Raw genomic sequence first — 25,988 nt, forward strand, 5'->3', positions numbered from 1 at the left:
GCGTCAGCCCAGCTTGGCTGTAAGGTCAATGGACTGACCTTCAGCAAGCTGTACATACGCCTTCTTGATGTCCGAGCGACGGCCGGGACGACCCTTGACGCGCTTGACCTTGCCCTTCTGGACCAGCGTGTTCACGCCGGTAACCTTCACGTTGAAGAGCTTCTCAACCGCAGCCTTGATCTGAGGCTTCGTCGCACCGGGAGCGACCTTGAACACCACCTGGTTACGCTCGGAAAGAAGCGTAGCCTTTTCGGTGATCAGCGGTGCACGGACCACGTCGTACAGGGCTTCCTGCGACATGTTCTGTGCCGTCTTGTGTGCGTTCATGACGGTATTGGTGGTCATGCCAGACGCTCCTTAAGACCCTCAAGACCGGCGCGGGTGATGACCAGCACGTCGTGGTTGAGGATGTCATAGACGTTTGCACCAATGGTCGGCAGAACGTCGATCTTCGGCAGATTGGCGATTGCGCGAGCGAACTGCTCGTCAACAGCGCCATCAACGATCAGCGCGGACGTCCAGCCCAGGGCCTTGATCTTCGCTGCGGCTTCACGGGTCTTGGTGACACCGTTGGCTGCATCGAGAACGATCAGCTTGCCCTCGGCTGCCTTCTGCGACAGGGCGCAGATCAGGCCGAGACGACGGACCTTCTTGGGAAGATCATAGCCGTGGTCGCGAACGACCGGACCATGGACAACGCCACCCGTACGGAACTGCGGTGCACGCAGGGAGCCCTGACGGGCAGAACCCGTGCCCTTCTGGCGGTAAGGCTTCTTGGTCGTGCCAGAAATCTCACCCATGCCCTTCGTACGGTGCGTACCGGCACGGCGCTTTGCGAGCTGCCAGTGCACAACACGTGCCATGATGTCAGAGCGCGGAGTGACCGCGAAAATCTCTTCAGGAAGCGCGACAGAGCCTGCGCTACCGTTATCGAGGGTCTTGATATCGTATTCCATGCCCCTCGTCCTCAACCGGCGGCCGCCACTGTTGCTGCCGGATACGGCGCATCAGCATGGCGAGCCTTCTTGATTGCATCGCGAATCAGCACAAGGCCGTTCTTCGCACCAGGAATTGCACCCCTGACCATGATCAGGTTGCGCTCTTCATCCACGGCAGCGATCTCAAGGTTCAGCGTGGTAACACGCTCGTCACCCATGTGACCTGCCATCTTCTTTCCCTTGAAGACCTTGCCAGGATCCTGGCGCTGGCCCGTAGAACCATGGGAACGGTGGCTGATGGAGACGCCGTGGGACGCTTCGAGACCTGCGAAGTTATGACGCTTCATAACACCCGCAAAACCCTTGCCCTTGCTCTGGCCCGTGACGTCAACTTTCTGTCCCACAACGAAGTGAGCAGCGGACAGCTTGGTTCCAGCTTCCAGCAGGGCGTCTTCAGAGACGCGGAACTCTGCCAGATGCTTCTTTGGCTCGACCTTGGTCCGGGCGAAATGGCCACGGTTCGCCTTGGTGACATTCTTCACCTTGGCATTACCAAGTCCGAGCTGAATGGCGGTATAGCCATCGCGCTCGTTCGTGCGGGCATCCACAACCTCGACATTGTCAAGGTGAAGGACCGTCACAGGCACATGCGTGCCATCTTCCTTAAACAGCCGGGTCATTCCCAGCTTCTTTGCAATCAATCCGGTTCGCATCGTCTGGACCTTAGAGTTTGATCTCGACGTCCACGCCAGCGGCGAGGTCGAGCTTCATGAGGGCGTCCACGGTCTGCGGGGTCGGCTCGACAATGTCGAGCAGCCGGCGGTGAGTCCGAATTTCGAACTGTTCGCGGCTTTTCTTATCCACGTGTGGCGAGCGGTTCACCGTGAACCGTTCGATATGCGTCGGCAGCGGGATCGGACCCCGAACCCGCGCACCCGTACGCTTCGCCGTGTTTACGATCTCCTTGGTGCTGTTGTCCAGCACGCGATGATCGTACGCCTTAAGGCGAATGCGGATGTTCTGGTTGTCCATGTTCTTGTTCGTCCAACTCAAAAATTCGGGTGTCGTCCTACTGCCATTGCCCCTGAAAGGGAACCCCGGTCAGAAAAAATCTGACCGGGGCTGTCAAAGCCAACGGCTAAACGCAGGACTTAGGCGGTGATGGAAGAAACCACACCGGCACCCACGGTACGGCCACCTTCGCGCATAGCGAAGCGCAGGCCTTCGTCCATGGCGATCGGAGCGATCAGCTCCACATCCATGGCAACGTTGTCACCCGGCATGACCATTTCCGTGCCTTCCGGCAGCGTCACGACGCCCGTGACGTCGGTCGTACGAAAATAGAACTGCGGGCGGTAGTTCGTGAAGAACGGCGTGTGACGGCCACCCTCTTCCTTCGTGAGGATGTAAGCCTCAGCCTTGAACTTCTTGTGCGGCGTGATGGAGCCGGGCTTTGCCAGAACCTGGCCACGCTCGACGTCTTCACGCTTCGTGCCACGAACCAGCGCACCGATGTTGTCACCGGCTTCACCGCGATCGAGCAGCTTGCGGAACATCTCGACGCCCGTAACGGTCGTCTTGACGGTGTCCTTCAGGCCGACGATTTCGACTTCGTCACCCACGTTGACAACGCCGCGCTCGACACGACCCGTGACAACCGTACCACGACCCGAGATCGAGAACACGTCTTCGATCGGCATCAGGAACGGACGGTCAACCGGACGCTCCGGCTGCGGGATGTAGGCGTCAACCTGCGTCATCAGCTCGAGAACGCGGTCTTCACCGATGGACGGATCGCCATCTTCCAGCGTCACAAGAGCGGAGCCCTTGACGATGGGGATATCGTCGCCCGGGAACTGGTAGGAAGACAGAAGCTCACGAACTTCCATTTCCACGAGCTCGAGCAGCTCCGGATCATCAACCTGGTCAACCTTGTTCAGGAACACGACCAGTGCCGGCACGCCAACCTGACGGGCAAGCAGGATGTGCTCGCGGGTCTGCGGCATCGGACCATCAGCAGCGGACACGACGAGGATCGCGCCGTCCATCTGAGCTGCACCCGTGATCATGTTCTTCACGTAGTCAGCATGGCCCGGGCAGTCGACGTGAGCGTAGTGACGGTCAGCCGTCTCGTACTCAACGTGAGCCGTGGAAATGGTGATACCACGGGCGCGCTCTTCCGGAGCCTTGTCGATCTGGTCGTACGCGCTGTAGGTGGCGCCGCCGGTCTTAGCCAGCGTCTTGGTGATTGCAGCAGTCAGCGAGGTCTTGCCGTGATCGACGTGACCGATGGTGCCGATGTTGCAGTGCGGCTTCGTCCGCTCGAATTTAGCCTTTGCCATCGTCTTTCTCCAAAACCCCGCTCCACCTGGAACGGGAGTAAGACTGAAAGTTCAAACCAGTCAGTGCACGATCCTGAGATCGACACACTGCCGGAAGCCCTTTAACCGGTTCTGATTACCAGCGATAGTGGCTGAATGCCTTGTTGGCTTCAGCCATGCGGTGCGTGTCTTCGCGCTTCTTGACAGCGGAGCCACGGTTGTTGACCGCATCCATCAGTTCGTTGGACAGACGCTCCTGCATCGTGTTCTCGCCACGCTTGCGGGAGGCATCGATCAGCCAGCGGATCGCGAGAGCCTGACGGCGCTCGGCGCGGACTTCAACCGGAACCTGATAGGTTGCGCCACCGACGCGACGCGAGCGGACTTCAACCGCAGGCTTCACGTTGTCCAGAGCCGAGTGGAACATGGCCACCGGATCTGCAGTCGTGCCGCCGCGACGGCGCATGACTTCGAGAGCACCGTAAACGATGCCTTCGGCAGTGGATTTCTTACCATCGTACATCAGCGCATTCATGAAGCGCGTAATGACGACGTCTCCGAACTTCGGATCGGGAAGGATCTCGCGCTTTACAGCGCGGTGACGGCGACTCATTCCAAATACCTCTTACTTCGGACGCTTCGCGCCATACAGCGAACGACGCTGACGACGCTTGGCGAGACCCTGTGTATCAAGCACACCACGCAGGATGTGATAACGGACGCCAGGAAGATCCTTCACGCGGCCACCACGGATCAGAACAACACTGTGTTCCTGAAGGTTGTGGCCTTCACCCGGAATGTAGCTCACGACCTCATACCCGTTGGTCAGACGCACCTTGGCGACCTTACGCAGAGCGGAGTTCGGCTTCTTCGGCGTTACGGTATACACACGCGTGCAAACGCCGCGCTTCTGCGGGCAGCCCTGCAGTGCGGGGACCTTGTTCCGCTTTGCGGCCGGCTCACGGCCGTTCGCGATCAACTGGTTGATGGTCGGCATGCGCCCTTCCCAATCCTTGTCCTATTTCAGACAGCAACATTGCTGTTTCTGTCGTGACATTTGTTCCAACCGACATGCGGTAGGACCGCCTGCCATTTCCACATCGTGAAAAGGAAACAGCCTGAGCTGTTCCCTTCTCTCTTTAGCGTGCGGCCTTGGCATTTCCTCCTGAGAGAATAGCGGCACCGCATGCGATTCTTTAAACTTCGTCGGCTTTTTCAGCCTTCCGGGAAGGCAGTAGCCGAGGGCGCGGAACCTACGAAGGGTTCGACGCCAAGTCAAGTGGTTCAGCCGAAATGGCCCGATTCTGCAAAGAAAGTTTCCGGAATCGGGCGAGCCGGATCCCCGCCTCATTCAAAAGCGGGGATCCGGCTCTCATTCCGCTGCGTCTTCGACGGCCTTCGGAGACGTTCCACCGACACGCTGACGGTCCTGGCTGGCAGCGATACCCCGCAGGCGGTTCATCACACTGCCCGTTCCTGCCGGGATCAGACGCCCGACAATCACGTTCTCCTTCAGACCGTTGAGGGTATCCACCTTGCCCGACGTCGCCGCATCCGTGAGGACACGTGTGGTCTCCTGGAAGGAGGCCGCCGAGATAAAGGACTGCGTCTGCAGAGACGCCTTGGTGATGCCCTGCAGAACCGGCATGGCCTTTGCAGGCGTATCCCCGTTCTCCATGAGACGCTGGTTTTCACCCTCGTACTCGATACGATCCACCGTCTCGCCGATCAGGTAGGTCGAGTCACCCGGCTCAAGGATTTCCACCTTCTGCAGCATCTGACGAACAATGACTTCGATATGCTTGTCATTGATCTTCACGCCCTGCAGTCGATAGACGTCCTGAATCTCATTGACGAGATAGTCGGACAGGGCCTCGACACCCATGACCTTGAGAATGTCATGCGGCACGCGCGGACCGTCGACCAGCGGATCGCCCTTCTGGACAAAGTCGCCTTCCTGAACGGAAACGTGCTTGCCCTTCGGGATGAGGTACTGGGTCTCTTCACCCGTATCGTCGTTCTTGACGATGACGCAGCGCTTGGACTTGTAGTCCTTCCCGAACTCGATACGGCCCTCGCCTTCGGCAATGATCGCATGATCCTTCGGACGACGTGCCTCGAACAGTTCTGCCACACGCGGCAGACCACCCGTAATGTCACGCGTCTTGGACCCTTCGCGAGGAATACGGGCCAGCACGTCACCGGCATTGACCTCCGCTCCGTTCTCCACCGACAGAATACTGTCCGGAGAGAGGAAGTAGCGGGCGTCATTGCCATTGGCGAGCTTGACGACGTTGCCGGAAGCATCCTTGAGCTGCAGGCGCGGACGCAGATCCACACCCTTGGCTGCCTGCTTGTAATCAACGACGACCTTCGAGCTCAGACCTGTGACTTCATCCATGCGCTCAACGAGCGTGATGCTGTCGATCAGGTCGAGATACTCGACGGTACCAGCCTGCTCGGTGATGATCGGCAGGGTGTACGGATCCCACTCGGCCATCTTCTGGGTCCGCGTCACCGCTTCGCCTTCCGAGACCATCAGACGTGCACCGTAAGGCACACGGTAGCGGGCACGTTCCACACCGTTTTCGTCGGTCAGCAGGATCTCGCAGTTACGCGACATCACGACCAGAACCTTCTGCGAGTTCTCGACGACGTTGCGGTTCTTGATCGTCACGATACCGTCGCGGGACGCTTCGACCATGGACTGCTCGGCACCACGCGTTGCCGCACCGCCAATATGGAAGGTACGCATCGTCAGCTGGGTGCCCGGTTCACCGATGGACTGGGCAGCGATAACGCCGACAGCCTCACCGATATTGACCGGCGTACCGCGGGCCAGATCACGGCCATAGCAGTGAGCGCAGATACCGACGCGGCTGTCACAGGTCAGAACAGAGCGGATGTCGACGCTTTCCACACCAGCCTTCTCGATGAGCTCGGCCTCGGCTTCTTCGATCAGCGTGTTGCGCGGCAGAATGACATCCTGCGTCACCGGATGGATCACATCCTTGGACAGGGTACGACCCAGGATACGCTCGGACAGGGAGGCAACGACTTCGCCGCTATCCATGACCGCACGGACCGTCAGGCCGCGCTCCGTACCGCAATCCGGCTCGACAATGATGCAGTCCTGCGCCACGTCGACGAGACGACGCGTCAGGTAACCCGAGTTCGCGGTCTTCAGCGCCGTATCCGCGAGGCCCTTACGGGCACCGTGGCTGGAGGTGAAGTAATCAAGAACCGACAGGCCTTCCTTGAAGTTCGCGATGATCGGCTGTTCGATGATCTCGCCCGAAGGCTTCACCATCAGACCGCGCATACCGGCGAGCTGCTTCATCTGGGCCGGCGACCCACGGGCACCGGAGTGGCTCATCATCCAGACCGAGTTCGTCGGCTTGCCGATAACCTGCTTGGAGATCTCCTTGAGCATCGCAGCCTGGACTTCGTCCGTGCAGCGTGACCAAGCATCAACTACCTTGTTGTAGCGCTCGCCAGCCGTGATCAGACCGTCCTGATACTGCTGCTCGAATTCCTTGACCTCTTCCGACGTCTTGCCAACCAGCGTTGCCTTGGCTTCCGGAATGATCATGTCATCCTTGCCGAAGGAAATGCCGGCGCGGGCTGCATGACGGAAACCAAGCCCCATCAGGCGGTCACAGAAGATCACGGCTTCCTTCTGACCACAGTGACGATAGACCGTGTCGATCACGTCGGACACGTTCTTCTTCGTCAGCTGCTTGTTGATCAGGCTGAACGGAATGGCCTGGTGCTTCGGCAGAATCTGCGCAATCAGCGCACGACCCGGCGTCGTCACGATCGTCTGACGGACCGACTTGCCCTCTGCATCGATCGTCGGCAGACGCAGACGGATCTTGTCATGCAGCTTCAGCGAACCCGAAAGCATGGCGCTCTCGATTTCGGCGACATCCGAATAGGCTGGCGGAGCTGCCGTGACGATCTTGCCATCCTTGATGACGGCTTCGTCAGGCGTCTCGCGGTATTCCGGCACTTCGAGGCTCAGGTAATACAGACCCAGAACGATATCCTGGGACGGCACGATGATCGGCTTGCCGTTCGCGGGGCTGAGAATGTTGTTCGTGGACATCATCAGCACGCGGGCTTCAAGCTGGGCTTCAAGCGACAGCGGCACGTGAACGGCCATCTGGTCACCGTCGAAGTCGGCGTTGAATGCGGTGCAGACCAGCGGATGAAGCTGGATGGCCTTGCCTTCGATCAGCGTCGGCTCGAACGCCTGGATGCCCAGACGGTGAAGCGTCGGCGCACGGTTCAGCATCACCGGGTGCTCGCGGATCACCTCTTCCAGGATATCCCAGACTTCCGGACGCTCCTTCTCCACCATGCGCTTTGCAGCCTTGATGGTGGTGGCGTGACCGTACTTCTCGAGCTTCGAGTAGATGAACGGCTTGAACAGCTCGAGCGCCATCTTCTTCGGAAGACCGCACTGATGCAGCTTCAGCTCCGGACCGACCACGATGACCGAACGGCCGGAATAGTCGACGCGCTTTCCGAGCAGGTTCTGACGGAAGCGGCCCTGCTTGCCCTTCAGCATGTCAGACAGCGACTTCAGCGGACGCTTGTTGGCACCCGTGATGGCACGACCACGACGGCCGTTGTCGAACAGGGCGTCAACAGCTTCCTGCAGCATGCGCTTTTCGTTGCGGACAATGATGTCCGGCGCACGTAGCTCGATCAGCCGCTTCAGACGGTTGTTACGGTTGATGACGCGGCGATACAGGTCGTTCAGATCCGACGTCGCGAAACGGCCGCCATCCAGCGGCACCAGCGGACGCAGTTCCGGCGGAATGACCGGAACGATGTCCATGATCATCCAGTCCGGACGCGAGCCGCTTTCCACGAAGGCTTCGACCAGCTTCAGACGCTTGACGAGCTTCTTGCGCGCGGCTTCCGAGGTCGCCTTGCGCAGCTTCTTGCGCATCATGGTCTTCTCGGAATCGCCTTCCATGACGTCAGCGTCATAGTCGAACGGATCCGGCAGGCCCTTTTCCTTTGCCGCGAGGCTCAGCTCACGTTCCTGGTCGTTCGGAATACCCCAGTCATAGCTGGACAGCGCGCGCTTGATGGCTTCCGCACCGATTCCGACGTCGATGCCTGCATCCGGATATTCGTCCAGCAGGTCTTCGCAGCGGATTTCGTCCAGCAGGTACTGGTCGCGCTTCTTGCCGTTCTTGTACGAGTCGATCTGATCGGATTCACAGACGCCCTTGTCGAGCACCAGGAACTTCTCGAAATACAGAACCGGCTCGACGTCCTTGAGCGGCAGATCCAGCATCGTGGCGATGCGGCTCGGCAGGGACTTCAGGAACCAGATATGTGCAACCGGAGAAGCCAGTTCGATGTGACCCATGCGCTCACGGCGCACCTTGGCCAGCGTGACTTCCACACCGCATTTTTCGCAGACAATACCGCGGAACTTCATCCGCTTGTACTTGCCGCAGAGGCACTCGTAATCCTTGATCGGGCCAAAGATACGAGCACAGAACAGACCGTCACGCTCAGGCTTGAACGTCCGGTAGTTGATGGTCTCCGGCTTCTTGATTTCGCCGTAAGACCACGACCGCACCTGCTCGCTGGAAGCGAGCTGGATCTTGATCTGGTCGAAGGTCACCGACTGGCCGGTCTGACCTAGGATCTTCATGAGTTCGTTCATGCGCCGAAACCCCAATGTGTACCGCGGCGTCCCGCGGACACCTTAAAAATGAACCGTGGCGAGAAGGAGGGAGCGGGCAATTAAAGCCCGCTCTGCTCGAGTTCGACGTTCAGGCCGAGCGACTTCAGTTCCTTGATCAGAACGTTGAAGCTCTCCGGAATGCCGGCTTCGAAATCGTCCTGCTCGCGAACGATTGCCTCGTAGACCTTGGTACGGCCGGACACGTCATCCGACTTCACCGTCAGCATTTCCTGCAGCGTGTAGGCTGCACCGTATGCCTCAAGGGCCCACACTTCCATTTCACCAAAGCGCTGACCACCGAACTGCGCCTTACCACCCAGCGGCTGCTGCGTGACAAGCGAGTAAGGACCGATCGAACGGGCATGGATCTTGTCATCGACAAGGTGATGCAGCTTCAGCATGTAGATGTAGCCAACCGTCGTCTGACGCTCGAACGGCTCACCCGTACGACCATCGATCAACTGCGACTGGCCCGACTTGTTGACGCCGGCCTTCTCGAGCATCTCTTCGATGTCCGGGATGGAGGCACCGTCGAACACCGGCGTTGCGATCGGCAGACCCTTGCGAAGGTTGTTCGCAAGCTCGATCAGCTGTTCGTTCGGCAGGGTCGCCACATCTTCGTTGAAGATGACATCGCCATAGACTTCGTGCAGACGGTCCAGCAGTTCCTGCTTGCGCTCACCGGTCCGCTGATACTCGTCCACCATATCGCCGATGCTTGCGCCGATATTGGCACAGGCCCAGCCCAGATGGGTCTCAAGGATCTGACCGATGTTCATGCGCGACGGCACACCCAGCGGGTTCAGCACGATGTCGACAGCCTGACCGTTCTCAAGGAACGGCATGTCCTCGACCGGAACAACGCGGGAGACGACACCCTTGTTACCGTGACGGCCGGCCATCTTGTCACCTGGCTGAAGCTTGCGCTTCACGGCAACGAAGACCTTGACCATCTTCATCACGCCAGGCGGCAGCTCGTCACCGCGCTGCAGCTTCTCGACCTTGCTGTCGAAACGCGCATCGATGCGACGGGTCGCTTCCTTGAACTCACCGCGCAGCTTTTCAAGCTCTGCCATGACTTCGTCGGACGTGACCGTGATGCTGGCCCAGGTTGCGCGGTGATGCTCGTCCAGAACCTCTTCCGTGATCGGGGTACCGGAGCGGATGCCCTTGAAGCCGGCACCGGCCGTCTGGCCAACCAGACGCTCACGCAGACGGTTGTAGAAGCTGCGCTCCTGGATGCCACGCTCGTCGTCGCGGTCCTTGGTGAGACGCTCGATTTCGGCGCGCTCGATAGCCATCGCGCGCTCGTCCTTGTCCACGCCGCGGCGGGAGAAGACGCGAACGTCGACAATCGTACCCGTCGTGCCAGGCGGTAGCTTCAGGGACGTATCACGGACATCGGAGGCCTTTTCACCGAAGATGGCGCGCAGAAGCTTCTCTTCCGGCGTCATCGGGCTTTCACCCTTCGGCGTCACCTTACCAACGAGAATGTCCCCCGGATTCACTTCGGCGCCGACATAGACGATACCGGCTTCGTCGAGGTTGCGCAGGGCTTCCTCACCGACATTCGGAATGTCACGCGTGATTTCTTCCTGACCCAGCTTCGTATCGCGGGCCATGACTTCGAACTCTTCGATATGGATCGAAGTGAAGACGTCATCGCGGGCAATACGCTCGGAGATCAGGATGGAATCTTCGAAGTTGTAACCGTTCCAGGGCATGAACGCGACGAGCACGTTGCGGCCCAGAGCCAGTTCGCCCAGCTCGGTGGACGGACCGTCAGCGATGATGTCGCCGGCATGAACCGTATCACCGACCTTCACCAGCGGACGCTGGTTGATGCAGGTGGACTGGTTGGAGCGCATGTACTTGCGCAGACGGTAGATATCCACACCCTGCGTGGCACCAGCCTCGTCCGTCGCACGCACCACGATACGGGCACCATCGATCTGGTCGATGACACCACGACGCTTGGCAACGATGGTCGCACCGGAGTCATGCGCAACAGCAGCTTCCATGCCGGTACCAACCAGTGGGGCATCAGCCTTCACCAGCGGCACAGCCTGACGCTGCATGTTCGCGCCCATCAGGGCACGGTTGGCGTCATCGTTCTCAAGGAACGGAATAAGCGCGGCAGCAACAGAAACAAGCTGCTTGGGCGAAACGTCGCAGGCTGTGACCTGATCCGGCGGCACAACGCGGAAGTCACCGGAACGACGGACGGAAACGAGTTCGTCCGTCAGACGCCCCTGATCATCCTGCTTGGCATCAGCCTGAGCAACAACGAGCTTCTCTTCTTCCATGGCGGAAAGATATTTCCAGCCATCCTGAAGAACGCCCTCTTCCACCAGACGATACGGCGTCTCGATGAAGCCGTACTTGTTCACCTTGGCATAGGTCGACAGCGAGTTGATCAGACCGATGTTCGGGCCTTCCGGCGTCTCGATCGGGCAGATACGGCCGTAATGCGTCGGATGAACGTCACGAACTTCGAAGCCTGCACGCTCACGGGTCAGACCGCCCGGACCAAGCGCCGAAAGACGACGCTTGTGCGTCACTTCGGAGAGCGGGTTGGTCTGATCCATGAACTGGCTGAGCTGCGAGGATCCGAAGAACTCACGCACGGCAGCGGCAGCCGGCTTCGCGTTGATCAGGTCATGCGGCATGACCGTGTCGATGTCGACGGAACCCATACGCTCGCGGATGGCGCGCTCCATGCGGAGGAGACCGACGCGATACTGGTTTTCCATCAGCTCGCCGACAGAGCGGACACGACGGTTACCGAGGTTGTCGATATCGTCGATCTGGCCGCGACCGTCCTTGAGTTCGCACATGATCTTGATCGTGCGCAGGATGTCTTCCTTGCGCAGGACGCGCAGGGTATCCGGTGCGTCAACATCAAGACGCATATTCATCTTCACACGACCGACCGCAGAGAGATCGTAGCGACCCTGGTCGAAGAACAGACCATGGAACATGGCTTCCGCCGTTTCCTTGGTCGGCGGCTCGCCCGGGCGCATGATGCGATAGATATCGATCAGGGCTTCGTCACGGCAGCTGTTTTTGTCGGCAGCCAGCGTGTTGCGGATCCAGGGACCGTGCGAACCGTCCACGGACAGCAGCGGAAGCTCCGTAATCCCCATCTCTTCAAGCGCGGCCAGACGGTCTTCCGTCAGCTCTTCGCCGGCTTCACCGTAGATCTCGCCCGTGTTCTCGTTCACGAGATCATAGGCCAGGAAGCGTCCGAGAATATCGAGGCGACCAACCTGCACGACGCGGGTCTTTTCCGCAATCTTGCGGACCATACGCGCGGTCAGCTTGGCATCGGCCTCGGCGACCACTTCACCCGTGTCAGCATCCACCAGCGGGCTGAGCAGCTTCAGACCACGGAAGGCATCCGGATCGAACGGACGCGCCCATTCGCCACCCAGCCGAGTGAACGGCACGGCCTCGTAGAAGTAGGACAGGATTTCGTCCTGATCCATGCCGCGAATATCGAGACCCTCGACATCGCCACCTTCCGCAATCTTCTGCTCACGCTGCGCGAGGTAGTTTGCACCCTCAAGCGCATACAGAAGCGTGGTGACCGGCAGCTTGCGCTTGCGGTCGATGCGGACATAGATCAGGTCCTTGGCGTCGAATTCGAAATCGAGCCAGGAACCACGATAAGGAATGACACGGGCAGCAAAGAGGTATTTGCCCGAAGAATGCGTCTTGCCCTTGTCGTGATCGAAGAACACGCCCGGGCTACGATGCATTTGCGAGACGATGACACGCTCGGTGCCATTGATGATGAAGGTGCCGTTATCGGTCATGAGCGGCATGTCGCCCATGTAAACCGGCTGTTCCTTCATGTCGTGGATCGAGCGCGAGCCCGTATCCTCGTCAATATCCCATGTCGTCAGACGAAGAATGACCTTCAGCGGCGCCGCATAGGTCAGACCGCGCTGAATGCACTCTTCGACGTCATATTTCGGATCTTCGAATTCGTAGGACATGAAGTCCAGACGACCGCGACCCGCAAAATCGTTGATCGGAAAAACCGAACGGAAGACTTCCTGAAGCCCGGCATCCTGCCGGCTGTCAGGGCTCACGTTCATCTGCAGGAATGCCTCGTAGGAGGCGCGCTGCACGTCGATCAAATTGGGCATCGGCGCAATTTCGGGAATACGCCCGAAACTTTTGCGGATCCTTTTGCGTCCCGTGAACGATTTGGTGATCGCGTTCATCTCTTCTGCCCTCTGCACCAGACCTTCGAGTCGCCCGTAAACGGCACTGGGAAACTGGCCCCAGCATTGCGGACGACCGGAACGACCGGCCATTATGAAATTTTCAGTACGTGGCGAGCCGCGCACTATACGCCCGTTTTGCTCCAACGGCAAATCGGGCGGGAACCGCATGCGATCCCCGCCCCATCTGTCTGCCAGGCAGAGACTGCTCCGCGAACGGAGCAGCCTGAAGTCAGTGAATTACTTGACTTCGACCTTGGCGCCGGCGTCTTCAAGAGCCTTCTTGATCTTAGCAGCTTCGTCCTTGGACGCGCCTTCCTTGACGGTCTTCGGTGCGCCTTCGACCAGGTCCTTGGCTTCCTTCAGACCCAGGCCCGTGATGCCACGGACTTCCTTAATCACGTTGATCTTCTTGTCGCCGGCGTCAGCCAGGACAACCGTGAATTCGGTCTGCTCTTCAGCAGGTGCAGCAGCAGCGCCACCAGCAGCAGCAGCAACTGCAACCGGAGCAGCAGCGGAAACGCCCCACTTCTCTTCGAGCATCTTGGAGAGTTCTGCAGCTTCCAGAACGGTCAGAGCGGACAGCTCTTCAACAATCTTTGCCAGATCGGCCATGGTCTTATCCTAAATTGATGTACTGTTGATCAGGTTCAAGGCCTACGCCGCAGCGCGGACCTTTATTCTCAGGCGGCTTCTGCTTCGCCGGCCTTGGCATAGGCACCAAAGACGCGAGCAAGCTGGCCAGCCGGCGCCTGGACAACACCTGCGATACGCGTGGCCGGGGTATTGATCATACCCACCAGCTTTGCGCGCAGCTCGTCCAGCGACGGCAGCTCGGCAAGGGCCTTGATTCCATCGACGCCAAGCGTCTGGGAACCGAGGGCGCCACCAAGCACCACCAGTTTGTCGTTCGTCTTGGCGAACTCGACGATCACCTTTGCCACCGATGCCGGGTCTTCAGACCACGCAAGCGCGGTCGGCCCCTTGAGCAGCGGCGCGATGCCGTCGAATTGGGTCCCATCCAGAGCACGGCTGGCCAGCCGGTTCTTCGCAACCTTGTATGTCGCCCCTGCCGCACGAATGCGTCGACGCAGTTCCGTCACATCGGCAACCGTCAGACCCTTGTTCTGGGTGACGACAACCATGGACGTGCTGCCAAACACATCGGCGAGGAACTCAACAAAGGCCCGTTTTTCCGTACGGTCCAAAACCTGTCTCCTCGTCAGTCCGGCTTTCACCGAACCAGGTTACCCATGGAACCGCCTCTTTCGAAGCAGTCCCGCTCGCCTGTCCACAGAAGTGAGCGAACCCAGCACATCGCAGCAGAGCCACAAAAATACCGTCGCCCCGTCTGACGCCCGCGATCCCGAAAGATCCTTAAGGCCCCGAAGGTCCACGTGCGGTCTTGGACAGGTTTGGAAGCAGCCCGCCGAAGCGGGCCACCCCTTAGCCATCACACCCGAAGGCGTGACGTCATTTCGTGGTGGTCTTTCCCAGAAGGAAGACCACCTGTCAATCAGGCTTCGAAGCTCGCAACGTCAACGCGAACGCCCGGACCCATCGTGGAAGACAGGGCTGCCTTCTTCAGATACGTACCCTTGGCACCCGTCGGACGAGCCTTCTGAACGGCATCGACCAGAGCGTTGATGTTCTCGACCAGCTTGGCTTCATCGAAGGAAGCCTTGCCGACGCCAGCATGAATGATACCGGCCTTCTCGGCGCGGTATTCGACCTGACCGGACTTGGCTGCCGTGATGGCACCCTTGACGTCCATGGTCACCGTGCCGAGACGCGGGTTCGGCATCAGACCACGCGGGCCGAGGATCTTACCAAGACGACCCACGAGAGCCATCATGTCCGGCGTTGCGATGCAGCGGTCGAAATCGATTTCGCCAGCCTGGATTTTTTCAGCCAGATCTTCCGCACCGACAACTTCCGCACCGGCAGCCAGGGCTTCTTCAGCCTTCGGGCCGCGGGCGAAAACGCCAACGCGAAGGGTCTTGCCCGTGCCGTTCGGCAGGGAGATCAGACCACGGACCATCTGGTCAGCATGACGCGGGTCAATGCCGAGGTTCAGCGAGATTTCGATCGTCTCGTCGAACTTTGCCTTGGCGTTGCTCTTCACCAGAGCGACGGCCTCGGACAGACCATACGGCTTGTTACGCTCGACAGTTGCCTGTGCGGCGGTCAGACGCTTGTTCTTGGCCATGATATCAGCCCTCCACCACGTTCAGGCCCATCGACTTGGCAGAACCGGCGAGCATGCGCACGGCACCGTCAATGTCGTTGGCGTTCATGTCCTTGAACTTCGTCTCAGCGATCTCGCGAAGCTGAGCCGTCGTCACGGAACCAACCGCAGCGGACTTGCCGACCGTCTGGCTGCCCTTGGAAATCTTGGCAGCCTTCAGCAGGAAGTACGTGTTCGGCGGCGTCTTCGTGATGAAGGAGAACGTGCGATCCGCATAGGCGGTGATGACCACCGGGATCGGCATGCCGGGCTCGAGCTGCTGCGTCTTGGCGTTGAACTCCTTGCAGAACTGCATGATGTTCAGGCCGCGCTGACCCAGAGCCGGACCAACCGGCGGAGAAGGATTGGCTTTACCAGCCGGGATCTGAAGCTTGATGTAGCCAACAACTTTTTTGGCCATATCCGGGACTCCCCTGTTTGTCGTTCCCGAACCGCGGTTCAACGGAGTCGGCCACGCCTCCTCCTCCCGCGTTCGAAGTGAGGCGGACCCCTAGACCAGTCAGGGCCGTCCCGTCAAGCCTTGCGGGACATTTGCCGACACCTGATCGCCGCGCAGATCATTGTCCAGCGGGGACGCATGACTGTCGATACCGTTCACAGGCTTCGGCGTCCGCAGGTCCTTGTACTGGAGCGGGCCAAACGGATCGATCTGCTTGATGCCTGGCAGATCACTGGCACTCCAGCCACCGCCCAGGGCACGGACCAGACGCACGGAGGACTGGACCTGCGCCGTCTGGACCTCGACCTCGGCCAGACGCGCCTGAAGGGCATCCTGCTGGGCCACAAGGGCATCAAGATAGTTCGACAGGCCGCCCGTATAGAGCGCCATGGTCATGCTCTGCGTGCGCAGGGCCGCATCCACGGCCTTCTGCTGCTGATCCTGTGCGATCTTGAACTGGCGTGTCTGCGTCAGGCCATCTTCGACATCCTGGAATGCGGACAGGACGACGGACCGATAGTTGTCCACCATGCTCCGGTACTGCGACCAGGAGCGCTGAAGCGCTGCACGCCGCAGACCACCGGTAAAGGCCGGCTCGACCGCCTGAACCGCGATCTTCCAGAATGCCCGGGAGATGCTGGCGAGATCGAAACCGCCATCCTCGAAACCGCCTTCGGCACTGAACGTGATATGCGGGTAGAACGCGGCGCGCGACACACCGATGGCCCGGGCCGACGCGGCCATCTGCCGTTCTGCAATGGCGATATCAGGACGACGTTCCAGAAGCGACGCAGGCAGCCCCGCATTGATCTTCACGACCCCGAAATGCATTTTCACGTCCTTGACGGGCGCGATATGGAAACCTGCGGGGGCCGTGTTGAGCAGGACCGCAATCGCATGCTCCATGATGTTGCGTCTGGCGATCAGATTGCTCTTGCCTGCCTGCGCGGAATAGAGCTGGGTCTCCGCACGCGAAACATCCAGGCCGGCACCGATCGAACCCGCCTGACGCAGTTCCGTGATCTCGACCGCAGCACGGAAGTAGCGGATGGAGTCATCATAAACCGCGTTCTGGGCATCAAGCCCGCGCAGGGCGATATAGTCAGACGCCAGTTCCGCTTCCAGACTCAGCCTGGCGAGCGCGTACTGGCCTGCCGAAGCCTGCGCCAGGTTTTTCTGCATCCGCGTGGTGTTACGGATCGAGTTCCAGAAATCCGGCTCCCAGGTCGCAGCACCGCTATAGGCCTGATTGGACTCATAAACGAGACTGCTGCTCGTGGCCGGGTTGTTATACAGCCGGCCGAGGGAGCCCTTGTTGTCGCTCATGTGAGCCGCGCCGGTGACCTGCGGATACAGACGGCTTTCCGTCTCGCGGGCTACATCGCGGGCCTGCGTAAAGGCTTCCGCCGCGGCCTGCAGATCGGGATTGACGGCCAGCATACGCTTTTCGAGCCCATCGAGAATGGGATCGTTGAACATGGTCCACCAGTCACTGCGGACAACGCCATCCGCGGGCTGCGCATTGCCCATCAGCCCCTTCCCTTCCCATCCTTCGGGATAGAGGAATTTCTGGGGATGATATTCAGGCGACAGATCACACGACGCCAGTCCGATGGAGAACACGCCAGCCAGAGCCGTCGTGATTCGCCATCTGGAGCGGTTACGTCTGGAAGAAGCCGTGGCGGACGGAGATGACTGGAGCGGGGATGACTGGGAACATTCCGGTTTCATCAGCGAGATCCGGCCTCCTCAGGGTTTGCATCATGCTGACGGACAGGCTGCTGATCCGCATCCTGCTGCGCTTTGCTCGGCGTGTTGTATCCCGGTGTGGTCGGGACGATCTTGACTTCATCCCCTTCCAGCAGATCAGCAGTAGGGTTGGCAACCACACGGTCGTCTTTTGTAATACCGCTGAGGACCTGGACTGTCGTGCCAAAGTTGATACCGACGGTCACATTCACCAGATGGGCGTGATTATTGATGACCTTGGCCACCTGTGTTCCCTCGGCCCTGAAGATGATCGCGCCTTCCGGCAGGATCAGAATGTTCGGATTGCCGGGAGCCGAAATATGTGCCGTCGCATAGGAGTTCGGCCACAGCAGATTATCGCTGTTATCCAGCGTCAGCTCGGTCGTGACCGTACGGGTCGCGGCATTGAAGGCGTTGGCCGTTGCAAGGAACGTCGCCCGGAAGCGGCTTCCCGGATACTGCGGCACCGTCAGCTCGGCTTCGATCTTCGGCGAAATGACGCTGGCGAAATCCTGCGGGACCGACACGAACACGCGCATGCGGTGCACATCAGCCACAGAGAACAGTTCGGACGCCGTGCCCCGTGAATTGAGATTGCCACCGCCTGCGTTCACGTAGTCACCCACGTTCACCAGACGCGACGTCACGATCCCGTCGAACGGCGCGACGATCTTCTTGAAGTCCTCAAGAGCCTGGAAGCGGTCCACATCATGACGCGCGGCTTCAAGCTCGGCTTTCTGTGCGGCGGCATTGGCGGCCTGCACGTCCACTTCCTGACGCGACACGGCCTGTGTTCCCTTCAGGGCCGTCCAGCGCTTGGTCGTGATCAGGGCCAGATTGTACCGCGCCAGAATGACGTTGTAATGCGCCTTGGCCGCCTCGAACTGGGCGTCGATGCTCGGGGTGCTGATTTCAGCCAGAACATCGCCGCGTTTCACATGCGCGCCATAGTCCTTGTACCACATTTTCACATAGCCCGAGACCTGCGCGTAGATCGGCGCCTCATACCAGGCCGCGAGATTGGCGGGCAGATCGACCTGCCGCGTCTTCGGACCCGGCTGTGGCGCAATCAGGGTGACGGGCGGAATGGCCGCGTCTTCTGTCGCGCCGGTCAGGGAATGATAATGCGTTCCCCGCTGCACGATCCCCCAGGCCGCCAGGGCGATCGCCAGCAGGATCACCACCAGCAGGACGAGCTTGCCGCGTGTTCCAGAACCCGTGCGTGCCGGATGGTTTGTCGGAGGCACCTGCCCCTGATCCGCAGAATGGCTCACGCGCGGTCTCCTTCAGGCCCAGCAGGCCGCTTGTAATGAATAAGGGCAAAAACGCAGGGAACAAAAAGCAGGGTGGCAACGGTTGCCACGAGAAGTCCGCCGATCACCGCCTTGCCCAGCGGCGCATTGTCGGAATTGCTGATGGACATCGGGATCATGCCGATCATCATCGCCAGCGCTGTCATCAGAACCGGGCGGATACGTTCATAACCCGCTTCCAGCGCCGCCGTGATGGCATCACCGTGATGATCCATCCGCTCACGGGCAAACGACACCACGAGGATGGCGTTGGCCGTAGCCGTTCCCATGCACATGATCGCCCCCGTCAGGGCCGGAACCGACATGGCGGTATGGGTCAGGAACAGGCTCCAGGAGATACCACCCAGAGCGCCCGGCAGAGCGGTGATGATGACAAACGGATCGAGCCAGGACTGGAAGTTCACGACGATGATCAGATAGACCAGCACGATCGAGAGCGCGAGGCCGCCAATCAGCTGGACATAGGCGTCATTCATCGTCACGGCCTGACCGCGGACCACCATGCTCGACCCATGCGGCAGCAGCTTGCGCTCGTTGTCCACGATCCGGTTCACCGCCCGCGAGACAGTTCCCAGATCCATGTCTTCAGGCGCCGCATAGATATCGAAGACCGGCATGATGTTGTAATGCGCGATTTCCGCCGGTGTTCCGGTCTGCACCAGTTCACTCAGGCCACCCAGAAGCTGCGGCGTCTGGTTGGTCGGGTTGCCGTCTCCCTTGTCGATCGGGAGGATTTCCAGATCGTTCATGGTCTGCAGATAGTTCGCAGGCGCCTGAACGTCGATCAACTGCGATGTACCCTGCGCATTCAGGTAATAGGTCTGACCGACCTGCCCACTCCCCGACAGCGTGACCAGCGCGTTCAGCGCCACGTCCCGCTCGGTGATGCCCGTTCCCAGCGCAAAGCTGCGGCGGTTGTTCACCATGATGGTCGGCTGCGTCATCGGCTCCTGAATGGAGACATCCGTAATACCCGGAATATGGCGCAGTTTCTTGGCGAGCTGCGTAGCAAAGCGGAAGTTGTCGCTCAGATCACGCCCCACCACCTGCACATCAATCGGTGACGGCAGACCGAAGTTCAGGATCTTGGCCGTGAGATCACCCGGCTGGAACGTGAAGATGGTTCCCGGGAAATCATTGGTCAGCCCCTTGCGGAGCGTCCTGCGGTATTCGGCGATCGGACTTTCGGAATTGCGAAGCTGGATCGTGATGTCGCAGTCCTGTGAGCCCACGGTCGGAGACGGGATCATGGCCTGGTTCAGCTGACTGAACGGCAGGCCGCAGTTGTTCACGACATTGACCACCTGGCCCGGCAGCAGGCTGCGGATCCGGCGCTCGGCCAGTCCGGCAATCTTGCCGGTTTCTTCAAGCCGGCTGCCGATCGGCGCACGCATGTGCATCTGCAGCGTGCCGGATTTGATCTCGGGGAAGAAATCCTGCCCGATGAACAGCAGCAGCGCCATGGACGAGACCGCCGCCAGCAGGAACAGCGTCACGAAACGGCCACGGATCGAGATCAGGGTCTCGAGGATCGTCTTGTAATGCTCGCGGAAGCTGGTGAACCGCGCCTCGAAACCACGCTGGAAGCGGCCAAAAATACTCAGCTTGCGATTATGCCATTCCGGGTCACGATGCATCCGGACCTGTGCCGCCAGCATCCAGTTCGCCATGGTCGGAACCAGTGTTCGTGACAGGATGAAGGACGCGATCATTGCGAAGATGATGGCCTCGGCCATCGGCATGAACAGCCAGCCGGAAATGCCCGTCAATTCGAACAGCGGCAGCCACACGATGCAGATACAGGTCGTCGACACGAAAGTCGGAATGACGATCTGGTTCGCCGCATCGATAATGGCGTCCTCGAGTTCCTTGCCGGTCTCGAGATGCGCATCGATGTTCTCAATCATGACGGTCGCGTCATCCACGAGAATACCGACCGCCAGCGCCAGACCGCCCAGCGTCATCACGTTGATGGACTGCCCGGCAATACTCAGCCCGATGATCGAGCACAGCATCGCCAGCGGAATGGACGTCGCCACGATCACGGTGGAGCGCCACGAACCCAGGAACAGCATGACCGTCAGACTGGTCAGGATCGCGGCGGTGATCATTTCACGCACCACGTCCACGACCGATTCCTTCACGAAGCTCGACGCATCGGTCAGGATGTTCACCGTCGTCCCGGCCGGAAGCGTTGCCTGGACCTGCGGCAGAAGCTTCTTGATTCCGCTCACGACAGACAGCGTGGATGCATCACCGCTCTTGAGGATGACGATCAGAACTGCCTGCTGGCCCTTCACAAGGACCGCATTGATCTGCGGTGGCCCCCCTCGATGGACCCACGCGACATCGCGCAGATAAATCACGGAATTGCCGACCTGCTTGACCGGCATCTTGTTGAACACCGCCAGATCAAGGGGCGTCGAGTTCGTCTTCACCATCCAGTCGAGCTGGCCGATCCGCTGGTCACCGGCCGGAAGAACGATGTTCTGCAGGTTCAGCGCCGCGGCCACGTCCTCAGGCGAGAGCCTGTGGGCCAGCAGCTTGATCGGATCGATATCCACCATGATGTCCGGGGCCAGACCACCATAGGGATTGGGAATGGCCGCCCCGGGCACGGAAATCAGCTCCGGCCGGATCAGGTTGGACGCCATATTGTAGATTTCCGACCCGGACATGGTCGGATTGTTCACCTGCAGGGTGAGGACCGGAACGGAAGACGCATCCATCGCCAGAATCAGCGGTGGCGTGGAGCCGTTCGGCAGCTGCTTGATAACCGTCTGGGAGACCGACGTGATCTGCGTCTGCGCCACCGCCGTATTGGTCCCCGGCTGGAAGAACACCTTCACGATACCGCGCCCGTAATAGGACGAGCTTTCGATATGTTCGATGTTGCTGACGGTCGCTGTCAGGGCGCGCTCGTAATAATAGACGATACGTCCGGACATGTCGTCGGGCATCAGACCCGTATAGGACCAGATAACGGCCACGATCGGGATCTTGATCGAAGGAAAGACATCCGTCGGCGTGGAAACGATGGCCCTGACCCCGAAGATCAGGATCATGATCGACAGAACAACGAAGGTATAAGGCCGCTTCAGCGCGGTAACGACAATGGCATTCATGCGGTCAGACAACCCCTTGGGGCTCTTCCTGGTCCGGTCATTCTCAACGGGTGTCCCCTTGCAAATTGATCCGAGTCATATCCATCGAGACTCAGACGACAAGGAAAATTCTGTTTAAATATCAAGACACACGGCAAACATTGACATAGTAAGACACATTCAGGCGCTTTTCAGACAGAGGCCGGCGGCGCGAAATGAATGGTGAAAACCGCTCCGGGCAGCGGCTGGCCGGGATGGGCGGACACGATATCCACTGAAGCTCCGTGCAGCCGCAGGATCGCCGAGACCAGACTCAGCCCCAGCCCGCTTCCCGGAACATGCCGGCTTTTATCCGAACGATAGAACCGGCCCATGACGGCCTTGCGCTCGTCCTCAGCAATACCGATCCCCGTATCGGCAACCTGAAGCCAGGTCGCCCCGTCAGGCCCCTGCCCCGCACTCAGCCGGACCGTTCCCGGCTCAGGCGTAAACTTGATCGCATTATCCACGAGATTGGCCAGAACCTCGTTCAGCAGGTCCTTGTCTCCGAAAAGCGGCACCGGCTCATCCGAATCCACCACTTCCAGCATGACGCCTTCGGTCTCGGCGATGGGCTCATACAGATCCACCACCCCGGCCATGAGTTCGCGCAGGTCCAGCATGGCAAATCCCGCCCGGCGGCGACCGTTCTCGATTTCGCCGATCCGCAGCAGGGCCGTGATGACGGAAAAACACTGTTCCAGATCCAAAGCCGCCCGCTCGATCGCCCCCTGAAGCGCCGCCGGGTCATTCGTGATGGCCGAAACACGCTCCAGCCGGGCTTTCACCCGCGCCAGAGGGGTCCGCAGATCATGGGCGATGTCATTACCCACATCCCGGATCTCGTCGAGCAGATGTTCCAACCGGTCCAGCATCCGGTTGACCGAGACCGCCAGCCGCTCGATGTCGTCACGCTCGCGACCGGTCGGCAGACGTTCATGCAGATCACCATCCATGATGCGGTCGATCGCCTCATGCATGTCCTTGATCCGCCCCAGCGCACGATGGCTCAGGAAAATCCCGGCCATCAGGGCAAACGCCACGACCGGGACGACGGACATCAGCGCCGCACGCTTGGTGATGTAACGCAGTTCATTGGCCATGTGCAGCGAGCGGGCCAGAACGAGAATACGGTCGCGGTTGCCGTTCGTCCCCTCGACCTCGACGGCCAGATACCGCATTTCGTAGGGCGTATCTCCCGGCGGCGCATCCCACAGACGCTGCGTCCTGGGAGAGACCTCAAGCCCGACCGGCCATTTCTTGATGTCACCCGCAATCCGGTTGCGGCTCATGTCGAACAGGGCCGCCCCGTTGAGGATCACGCGCAGATCGGTCTTGCTGCGCTCGCGGACTTCATATTCAAGTTGGGCCGGTGTTTCGTGAACCAGCAGCGCCGCCTCACGCTGGAGCAGATCGGTCGAGCGCTGCTGCTCGTATCCGCTCATCTGGCCGTAAACAAGCCCGAACTGCAGCGCCATCCCCGCAATGATCGCCACAACAAAGGCCAGTGTCAGCCGGAACGTGGCCGTCCGGAAAAGATCAGCCCGGAAAAGTTCGGAAAGGCGCAGGTCAGCCCGGGACACGCAGACTGAACCCGGCACCGCGGATGCTGTGAATGAGCGGCGGCTCGCCGGGCACATCGATCTTGCGACGCAGCTTCCCGATATGGACATCCACCAGGTTCGTCTGCGGAACGAACCGGTAATTCCACACATCCTCAAGCAGCATGGTACGCGTCAGCACGGTGTCGGGACGGCGCATCATGTATTCCAGCAGCCGGAACTCGCGCGGCAGAAGATCGATTTCCTGCCCGTTGCGGAACACCCGGCGCTCGATCAGATCCATTTCAAGCGGACCGACCCGGAGCATCGTCACACGACTGTCCGTCGGACGGCGCAGCAATGCCTCCAGGCGGGCGGCAAGCTCTTCCATGGCAAAGGGCTTGGTGAGGTAGTCGTCTCCGCCGGCCTTGAGACCGCTCACCCGGTCATCCACCGCCGAAAGCGCAGAGAGCACCAGAACGGGAATGTTGATCCGCTGGGCCCGGACGCTTTCAATGACGGTCAAGCCGTCCAGCTCCGGCAGCATGCGGTCCACGATCATTAGATCGAACTGGCCCGTGCAGGCATGATCCAGCCCTTCGACACCTGTCGCGGCACGCGTGACCTCATAGCCACGGGTCGTGAGTTCCTCGGCGACCTCGGCCGCAATGCTGTCGTCATCCTCGATCAGCAGGAGCCGGGGAGAGGATCCGACAGTGCGCTCGGGCGCCCCATGTTCTTGTACGGACGTCATGGTCATGATCCTCACATGAGGCACTCCCCCATGTCATCCAATTAAAATCGGTCTTAAAGGGGTAAAATGTTCAGGGAGCGGCCGGTTCGTCCAGGGCTTCTTCCATTTCATCGGCCGTACCGTCCAGCGCCCGAAGCCGCCGCCCGAGCACACGCGTCCGGCGGCGGGCCTCTTCGATCGTGTTACCCATGGTCCCGGCATTGCGATGCAGCTTTTCCAGAACCTGATCCATCCGCAGCATCTCCTGCCGCGTCGCCCCCAGAAGCCCGGCGATCGCCTCCGTCCGCTCTTCAAGAGTCAGCGTGACATATCCCAGATGCACGGTCCGCAGCATCGCAGGCAAAAGCGACGGCCCCATCACCATCACCCGATACAACCGGCCGATCTCGTCAATCACGCCGGGCATGCGGGCGATTTCGGCATAAAGCCCGTCCGTCGGCAGATAGAGTACGGCAAATTCGACCGTCACTGGCGGCAGGATGTATTTGGAGGCGATCTTCTTCGCTTCAAAGCGGATGACGTTTTCAAGCTCCCGCCGGGCCTGACGTTCGGCCAGTGCATCGCCTGCTTCCGCGGCATTCAACAGCCGCTCATAGGCTTCGGTCGGGAACTTGCTGTCGATCGCAAGCCGCGGCGGCGTCTCCGTTCCACGCACCGGCATCTTCACCGCAAATTCCACATTCTCGCCCGCGGTTCCGAGGCGGAAATTCGTGTCGTAGCTGCCTTCGGGGAGAATATCGTCCAGAATGGCCCGGCACTGCGCTTCGCCCCAGCCACCACGCGTCTTCACATTCGAAAACAGCCGCTTCAGATCACCAATCTGCGCCGTGACACTCGTGACCTCGCCCAGTGCCTTCTGCATAGCGCTGAACTGCTCCACCACACGCTGGAAGCTGGTCTGCATCTGCTTTTCGACAGCGCCATGAAGCTGTTCGTTCACGGTCGCACGAATGCGCTCGATCTGTTCGTTCTGGCTCTGCGCCATTTCGCGCAGCGCATCGGACAGCAGGAGCCGTCCTTCGGCCTGATCCTGCCCCAGATTACGCGCCAGCGTACTCAGACGCTCACTGGTCTCCAGCCGGAACTGGTCCAGCCGCCCGGACAGCACCCGCTCGACTTCCGACAGATGCGCCCGGTGATATTCGACGTCCTGTGAGCGCTCCTGCGCCTCACGCTCCAGCAGGCGCTCGAACCGGCCACCGCCATTGCCGCCCCGCAGAACAGCCAGAAATGCGACCAGCAGCGCTACAGCCGCCACGATCCAAGGAAGAAACTGCGCCATTCCGGAAATATTCTCCTGCATGGCGCAGTCCTACCCCCTCAGCACAACGGGGCCAATGGTCGGCGTCTTAGGGCTGATGGATATTCCCGTAAGATGCGGCACCAAGACCCGGGCACGAGCACGGCGCGCCCAGCGGAACCTGCGTCGGCATCTTGCAGGTGTAGATCCCCGCCTTGCAGGTATAGCCATACCCCGCGATCGGCGTGCCCGGCGCGACGGGACCGGACGCCGCCGTGCCGACACAGGCGCCAAGCCCCAGAAAGGACAGACCGGCAGCAGCACGCAGAACATGACGGAAAACGGAACGAGACATTT

General features: G+C 60.1%; 20 protein-coding genes. All 20 read right to left on the reverse strand.

The annotated features are described in order from the left end of the window. Positions 1-3 precede the first annotated feature (3 nt). On the reverse strand, positions 4-300 hold the full coding sequence (locus GLS_RS02010; RefSeq protein WP_172492046.1) for a 50S ribosomal protein L23: 297 nt from the start codon (positions 298-300) through the stop codon (positions 4-6). A gap of 41 nt (positions 301-341) precedes the next feature. Then, positions 342-956 (reverse strand): 50S ribosomal protein L4, encoded by a 615-nt coding sequence (gene rplD, locus GLS_RS02015; RefSeq protein ID WP_011251965.1) that lies wholly within the window; start codon positions 954-956, stop codon positions 342-344. Between the two features lie 11 nt (positions 957-967). Next, positions 968-1,651 (reverse strand): 50S ribosomal protein L3, encoded by a 684-nt coding sequence (gene rplC, locus GLS_RS02020; RefSeq protein ID WP_041110841.1) that lies wholly within the window; start codon positions 1,649-1,651, stop codon positions 968-970. Positions 1,652-1,661: 10 nt separating this feature from the next. Next, on the reverse strand, positions 1,662-1,970 hold the full coding sequence (gene rpsJ / locus GLS_RS02025) for a 30S ribosomal protein S10 (RefSeq protein ID WP_007282720.1): 309 nt from the start codon (positions 1,968-1,970) through the stop codon (positions 1,662-1,664). 119 nt (positions 1,971-2,089) lie between these two features. Beyond that, complete coding sequence (tuf, locus tag GLS_RS02030; RefSeq protein WP_041110853.1) at positions 2,090-3,280, reverse strand: elongation factor Tu; 1,191 nt, start codon at positions 3,278-3,280, stop codon at positions 2,090-2,092. A gap of 115 nt (positions 3,281-3,395) precedes the next feature. Then, positions 3,396-3,872, reverse strand: coding sequence for a 30S ribosomal protein S7 (gene rpsG, locus GLS_RS02035; protein WP_011251968.1), 477 nt, complete (start codon positions 3,870-3,872; stop codon positions 3,396-3,398). 12 nt (positions 3,873-3,884) lie between these two features. Then, positions 3,885-4,256, reverse strand: a complete 372-nt coding sequence (gene rpsL / locus GLS_RS02040) for a 30S ribosomal protein S12 (RefSeq protein WP_011251969.1) — start codon at positions 4,254-4,256, stop codon at positions 3,885-3,887. A gap of 375 nt (positions 4,257-4,631) precedes the next feature. Beyond that, positions 4,632-8,951 (reverse strand): DNA-directed RNA polymerase subunit beta', encoded by a 4,320-nt coding sequence (gene rpoC / locus GLS_RS02045; protein WP_041110855.1) that lies wholly within the window; start codon positions 8,949-8,951, stop codon positions 4,632-4,634. Positions 8,952-9,031: 80 nt separating this feature from the next. Then, on the reverse strand, positions 9,032-13,204 hold the full coding sequence (rpoB, locus tag GLS_RS02050) for a DNA-directed RNA polymerase subunit beta (protein WP_041112551.1): 4,173 nt from the start codon (positions 13,202-13,204) through the stop codon (positions 9,032-9,034). A gap of 240 nt (positions 13,205-13,444) precedes the next feature. Then, complete coding sequence (rplL, locus tag GLS_RS02055; RefSeq protein WP_041110858.1) at positions 13,445-13,819, reverse strand: 50S ribosomal protein L7/L12; 375 nt, start codon at positions 13,817-13,819, stop codon at positions 13,445-13,447. Between the two features lie 68 nt (positions 13,820-13,887). Continuing rightward, the gene (gene rplJ / locus GLS_RS02060) at positions 13,888-14,412 is read right to left on the reverse strand and encodes a 50S ribosomal protein L10 (RefSeq protein ID WP_041110860.1); all 525 of its coding nucleotides are present in this window, start codon (positions 14,410-14,412) and stop codon (positions 13,888-13,890) included. Positions 14,413-14,720: 308 nt separating this feature from the next. After that, positions 14,721-15,413 carry a 50S ribosomal protein L1 gene (rplA, locus tag GLS_RS02065; protein ID WP_011251974.1) on the reverse strand — a complete coding sequence of 231 codons (693 nt, stop codon included), beginning with the start codon at positions 15,411-15,413 and terminating at the stop codon, positions 14,721-14,723. 4 nt (positions 15,414-15,417) lie between these two features. After that, a complete protein-coding gene (rplK, locus tag GLS_RS02070) occupies positions 15,418-15,852 on the reverse strand; it encodes a 50S ribosomal protein L11 (protein WP_008852418.1) in 435 nt (144 codons plus the stop codon). A gap of 99 nt (positions 15,853-15,951) precedes the next feature. Next, a complete protein-coding gene (locus GLS_RS02075) occupies positions 15,952-17,622 on the reverse strand; it encodes an efflux transporter outer membrane subunit (RefSeq protein ID WP_226986606.1) in 1,671 nt (556 codons plus the stop codon). After that, positions 17,622-18,914, reverse strand: a complete 1,293-nt coding sequence (locus tag GLS_RS02080; protein WP_172491793.1) for an efflux RND transporter periplasmic adaptor subunit — start codon at positions 18,912-18,914, stop codon at positions 17,622-17,624. The genes GLS_RS02075 and GLS_RS02080 overlap by 1 nt, the downstream gene beginning before the upstream one ends. Further along, the gene (locus tag GLS_RS02085; RefSeq protein ID WP_041110862.1) at positions 18,911-22,078 is read right to left on the reverse strand and encodes an efflux RND transporter permease subunit; all 3,168 of its coding nucleotides are present in this window, start codon (positions 22,076-22,078) and stop codon (positions 18,911-18,913) included. Before GLS_RS02085 ends, GLS_RS02080 begins: the two co-directional genes overlap by 4 nt. A gap of 170 nt (positions 22,079-22,248) precedes the next feature. After that, a complete protein-coding gene (locus GLS_RS02090) occupies positions 22,249-23,679 on the reverse strand; it encodes a sensor histidine kinase (protein WP_080691870.1) in 1,431 nt (476 codons plus the stop codon). Continuing rightward, the gene (locus GLS_RS02095; RefSeq protein ID WP_034954579.1) at positions 23,666-24,397 is read right to left on the reverse strand and encodes a response regulator transcription factor; all 732 of its coding nucleotides are present in this window, start codon (positions 24,395-24,397) and stop codon (positions 23,666-23,668) included. The genes GLS_RS02090 and GLS_RS02095 overlap by 14 nt, the downstream gene beginning before the upstream one ends. A 64-nt stretch (positions 24,398-24,461) precedes the next feature. Beyond that, the gene (locus GLS_RS02100) at positions 24,462-25,694 is read right to left on the reverse strand and encodes a DNA recombination protein RmuC (RefSeq protein ID WP_041110864.1); all 1,233 of its coding nucleotides are present in this window, start codon (positions 25,692-25,694) and stop codon (positions 24,462-24,464) included. Between the two features lie 46 nt (positions 25,695-25,740). Beyond that, positions 25,741-25,986 carry a hypothetical protein gene (locus GLS_RS02105; RefSeq protein WP_024717246.1) on the reverse strand — a complete coding sequence of 82 codons (246 nt, stop codon included), beginning with the start codon at positions 25,984-25,986 and terminating at the stop codon, positions 25,741-25,743. Positions 25,987-25,988: the final 2 nt, after the last annotated feature.

The sequence above is a fragment of the Gluconobacter oxydans DSM 3504 genome (assembly GCF_000583855.1).
GTDB lineage: Bacteria > Pseudomonadota > Alphaproteobacteria > Acetobacterales > Acetobacteraceae > Gluconobacter > Gluconobacter oxydans.